This is a genomic window from Variovorax sp. P4_B11 (assembly GCF_056402355.1).
In genome coordinates this window covers 1-5,140 of the sequence record NZ_JBFUHO010000132.1, presented here as the reverse complement: position 1 = coordinate 5,140, position 5,140 = coordinate 1, and the positions used below count along the sequence as shown (strand labels likewise).

Below are 5,140 nucleotides of genomic sequence, written 5' to 3'. Positions count from 1 at the left end.
CACGCTGGCTTCGACCGTGGTGTCGGCGTCTGCGGCCAGATCCGAACCAAGTACGTCGATGCTCCAGGCGCCGTCTGCGTCCACGGTGCCGCTGTAGGTCACGCCGTTGATCACCAAGGTGACCACGTCACCCGCTTGCGTGCCGGTGGTCGTACCGCTCACCGCCACGGTCGCACCCGCTTCCGCGTTGTTGATCACGTTGTCTGCCGTGATGGCGTCGACCGCAATGGTCGGGGCCGTCGGCGGCGTGATGTCGAGGACAGCCGAGTCCGTCGCCTCAGCGGAGACGTTGCCCGCCAGGTCGGTGCTGGTCGCGCTCACGTTGAGAGTCGCGCCATCGGCCGGCGTCGGCAGACTCACGATGACGAAGCCGTTGGTCACGTCGGCCGCGCCCAGCGTGACGTTGACCGTGTTGGCACCATCCGTCACGGCGATCACGTCACCGGCCGCTGCGCCGGAGACCAGGCTCACCTTGACCTGAATGCCGGCACCCAGTTCGGGGCCGCTGATGACACCATCGTTGTTGGCATCGCTGACGATCTCGACACCGATGACGGGCGCCGTCTGGTCACCACCCACGATCTCGACCGGTTCGGACTTGTTGCCCGAGTCGTCGATCGCCTCGATCGTGCCCGGCTCGCCTTCGGGCAGCGGGTTCGGCTCGATGCGCCAGTTGCCGTCCGGATCCACCACGGCGCTGCCCACGACATTGCCGCCACCATCGGTGACGACCACGGTGCTGCCTTCTTCGCCCGTGCCGCCCAGGCCGTTGCCGTTGTTCTCGGTCACGACAGGCATCGATGGTGGCGTCATTTCCAGCACGGCGCTGTCGCTGTCGCTCGCCGGGTTGCCAGCTGCGTTGCTGACGTTCGCCGTGATCGTGATCGTGCCGCTGGTCAAGCCGCTGAGATCGGCGGCCGAGGTCGTCCACACACCACCGTTGACGAAGGCCGTGACCACCACGCTGTTCACGCCATCGCTGAAGGTCAGCGTGACCGTCTGGCCGTCTTCCACGTTCGTGGTCGTGCCGCTCACCACCAGAGCCTCGGCCTCGGCGGCGTTGATCACGCCGTCGCCCGCGATCGGGCCGCCCACCGTGATGGTGGGCACCGTCGAGCTGACGCCGTAGGCGTGCGAGGCGTTGCCGCTGGCGCTGTTGCCAGCCGTATCGCGGGTCACCACGCTGGCTTCGACCGTGGTGTCGGCGTCTGCGGCCAGATCCGAACCTGCCACGTCGATGCTCCAGGCGCCGCCTGCGTCCACGGTGCCGCTGTAGCTGACGCCGTTGATCACCAGCGTGACCACGTCGCCGGCTTGCGTGCCGGTGGTCGTGCCGCTCACCGCCACGGTCGCACCCGCTTCGGCGTTGTTGATCACGTTGTCCGCCGTGATGGCTTCGACCGCAATGGTCGGGGCCGCCGGCGGCGTGATGTCCAGCTCGGCGCTGTCGCTGTCGCTGGCCGGGTTGCCAGCCGCGTTGCTGACGTTGGCCGTGACCGTGATCGTGCCGTTGGTCAGGCCGCTGAGGTCGGCCGCCTCGGCCGTCCACACGCCGCCCATGACCGTGCCCGTCACGACCACGCTGTTCACGCCGTCGCTGAAGGTCAGCGTGACCGTCTGGCCGTCTTCCACATTCGTGGTCGTGCCGCTCACCACCAGGGCTTCGGCCTCGGCTGCGTTGATCACACCGTCGCCCGCGATCGGGCCGCCCACCGTGATGGTGGGCACCGTCGAGCTGACGCCGTAAGCGTGCGAAGCACTGCCGCTGGCGCTGTTGCCGGCTGCATCGCGGGTGGTGACGCTGGCTTCGACGGTGGTGTCGGCATCTGCTGCCAGGTCCGAGCCCGCCACCTCGATGCTCCAGGCGCCGTCTGCGTCCACGGTGCCGCTGTAGGTCGTGCCGTTGACCACCAGGGCGACCACGTCGCCGGCTTGCGTGCCGGTGGTCGTGCCGCTCACCGCCACAGTCGAAGCCGCTTCCGCGTTGTTGATCACGTTGTCCGCCGTGATGGCATCGACCGCAATGGTCGGTGCCTCCGGCGGCGTGATGTCGAGGACGGCCGAGTCCGTCGCCACGGCGGAGACGTTCCCCGCCAGGTCGGTGCTGATCGCGCTCACGTTGAGAGTCGCGCCATCGGCCGGCGTCGGCAGGCTCACGATGACGAAGCCGTTGGTCACGTCGGCCGCGCCCAGCGTGACGTTGATGATGTTCGTGCCATCGGTCACGGCGATCACGTCACCGGCCGATGCGCCGGAGACCAGGCTCACCTTGACCTGAATGCCGGCACCCAGCTCGGGGCCGCTGATGACACCATCGTTGTTGGCATCGCTGACGATCTCGACGCCGATGACGGGCGCCGTCTGGTCACCGCCCACGATCTCGACCGGCTCGGACTTGTTGCCCGACTCGTCGATCGCCTCGATCGTGCCCGGCTCGCCTTCAGGCAGCGGATTCGGCTCGATGCGCCAGTTGCCGTCGGGATCGACCACGGTCGAGGACACGTTGCCATCGCCGTCGGTGATCTTGATGATGCTGCCCGGCTCGCCAGTGCCCCCGATTCCGTTGCCGTTGTTCTCGGTGACCGAAGGAGCGTCCGGTGCTTCCGTGTCGCCGGCGTCATGAGGAACCACCGTATCGGCGCTCTTGTTTCCGGAACCATCGACCGCGCTCCCGATCACGTCGCCGCTCGGCTGGGTGCCGTCCGAAATCACCTTGAAATTGCCGTCTTCACCGACCGCAACCGACTTCGTGCTGCCATCGGGAAAACGAATCTGCACCGTGCTGCCCGGCTCGGCCTGGCCTGTCACGACCAGCGAACCCGAGGCATCTCGACCGATCTGGAGCACCGGCGCGGCGGGCGCCGTCGTGTCGAGGTCGAGGAACAAGGGCGAGCCGGATCCACCACCGCCGCTGGCGGCCGACACAGCCGCACCCGCCGCAAGGCCGCCACCCAGCACCCACGCCAGCGCGCCGAGATCGAAATCCTGCTGCAGCATGAGCGGCTCGATCGAGTCGATGCTGGAGAAGCCGACCGTCAGTTCGCCCTGACCCTCCGGGAAGGCGGCCAGCCACAGGCTCTTGTCGTCGCCTTGCAGCACCAGATTGCTGGAGGCCCCATCGAAAGACTGGAAGAAGTTCTTGATCGTGATGACCTCGCCCGACTGCGTAACCACCACGAGGTCGTTGCCCTCGCGCTTGAAGGTCTTGATCTGCGCACGCGGGAGAGCGAGTTGGACGACCGAAGCCGAGGTCAGCGAGATATTTGCACTGGAAACGCTGCTGGCTGCAGCATTCTTCTTGTCGATGATGGTGATCGTAGCCATGAGTTCGCGATGAATGGTTCAGAAATGCCCGGAACAAATTTCCAGTGGGCTCGGTTTATTTGCCGAATTGCCGCCGATGACAACAGCCGCAGCAAATGGAAATAATCAACATTTAGTATGTTGTAACCACGCATCGAAAGCTTTGAGATTTCTCTGAAAATTCCTCTGGAAATCCAATGAAAACAACACCGACGTCGTACATCCCGAGCAAGCCGGGCGCAGCGAACGTGACATAAGTCACAAATGGCAACGCGGCCAACCATCAAATTCAAATTTATTTCTTTTCGCCCGTCATCTGCAATTGATTCAAGCCGTTTCGGCAAACATATTCGACTCTCGACCTTTAAAATTCCTCGATCTTTGTGAACATCGAGAATAAAAAAGGCTCGAAAGAACCTACGAAGTGCGAAGTCGCCAATGGCCCCCGGTACGACATGGCCGGCGGAAAAAAAAGAAGTACGCGAGCGACATCGGTAGATAGACCGCCGAGATGGGACAGGCACCGCGCAGCTGTGGTTCGCCCACCTGGCATTCATCGTCGATTGCCCTGCTGCGCTCCTAGAGCGGAAAGGCCGCCAGCCCCCGTTGCCCCTCGCCCCCCTCGACCGGCGTATGGGCCGTGTTCATGATCCAGCAGACCATCGTGAAATAGCCCACCAGCGCGGCGAGATCGACCACCGCCGCCTTGCCGAAGCTGGCCTCGGCCGCCGCGTAGGTCGGCTCGCTGACCCCATGGTGCCGCAGCAGCTCGAGCGCGAAGTCGAGCGCCAGTTGCTCGTCGTCGGCCAGCGGTGTCGCCCGGCGGCCGAGGCGCAGCGCCTCGATGGCGTCGGCATCGACGCCGGCCTTGACGGCGGCCGCCGCATGCAGGACCCATTCGAACTGGTTGCCGACATGGCGCGCGACCGCGCAGATCACCAGCTCGCGCACGCGTGCATCGAGCGCGCTGGCGAAGCGCAGGTACTCGCCGAGGCTGCCGACGCGCTCCATCAGCACCGGGCTTTGCAGCAGCGGCACGAAGGGACCGAAGACGGCCTTGCGCGGGCCGTCGATCAGCGCTTGCGCAGCCGCGCGCTGTGCCTCGGTCATCGCTTCGGCGGCGGGCAGCGGCAGGCGCTCAGCCCAGGGTTCGGTATGGCCTTGTCGGATCAGCATGCAGGTTCCTTTCAGTTCAATGATGGTCGAGCGCCTGGCACCGGCCGGCGCAGCAGCCAGGCGGCGCTGACGATCAGCGCCACGGCGCCGGTTGCCAGCGCGACGAAGAGTCCGCCGAAGCCCTGCGCCCCGCCGCTCAGGGCCGACGACAACACCGGCCCGGCCATCTGGCCGATGGCGAAGGCCGCGGTCATGCGGCCGAGCGCGCGTGCCGGATCGCCCAGCGCGGTGGCCTTCGCCTCCTGCATGCCGGCCATGGTGGCGACCATGAAAGTCCCCCCGACCAGCAGCGCGGCCGCGAGCACGGTGCCCGTCGACAGGTGCAGCGCCGGCAGCAGGCAGCCCAGCGCCATCAGCAGGTGGCTGCCCGCCAGCACATGCCGGCGCGAGAGACCCGACATCAGCGCGCCTGCGAACAGCGTCGACGACGCGGCGGCGGCACCGAACACCGGCCAGGCCGCGCCGAACACCGAGGGGTCGTCCACCACCGCGCGTGCCAGCACCGGGAGAAAGGTGGCGGGCAGGATATAGCCGAAGCCGAGCACGCCATAGCAGACCACCAGCCCCCACGAAGCGTCGCCGGACGAAGCGCCGCCCGGCGCCGCCCCTCGCGCCGCCGCGGCAACCGGAGCGGCCCCGCGCGGCATCAGCGCCGCGACCC

Annotated in this window: 3 protein-coding genes; all 3 read right to left on the bottom strand. The window is 66.6% G+C overall.

What is annotated here, in order from left to right; translation table 11 throughout:
- On the bottom strand, positions 1-3,324 hold a 3,324-nt coding region (locus AC1DYD_RS41070; protein ID WP_478178442.1), incomplete at its 3' end, for an Ig-like domain-containing protein.
- Positions 3,325-3,882: 558 nt separating this feature from the next.
- On the bottom strand, positions 3,883-4,479 hold the full coding sequence (locus AC1DYD_RS41065; protein WP_478178441.1) for a carboxymuconolactone decarboxylase family protein: 597 nt from the start codon (positions 4,477-4,479) through the stop codon (positions 3,883-3,885).
- An 11-nt stretch (positions 4,480-4,490) separates the two neighbouring features.
- Positions 4,491-5,140: YbfB/YjiJ family MFS transporter (locus AC1DYD_RS41060; RefSeq protein ID WP_478178440.1), on the bottom strand; the 650-nt coding region annotated here is incomplete at its 5' end.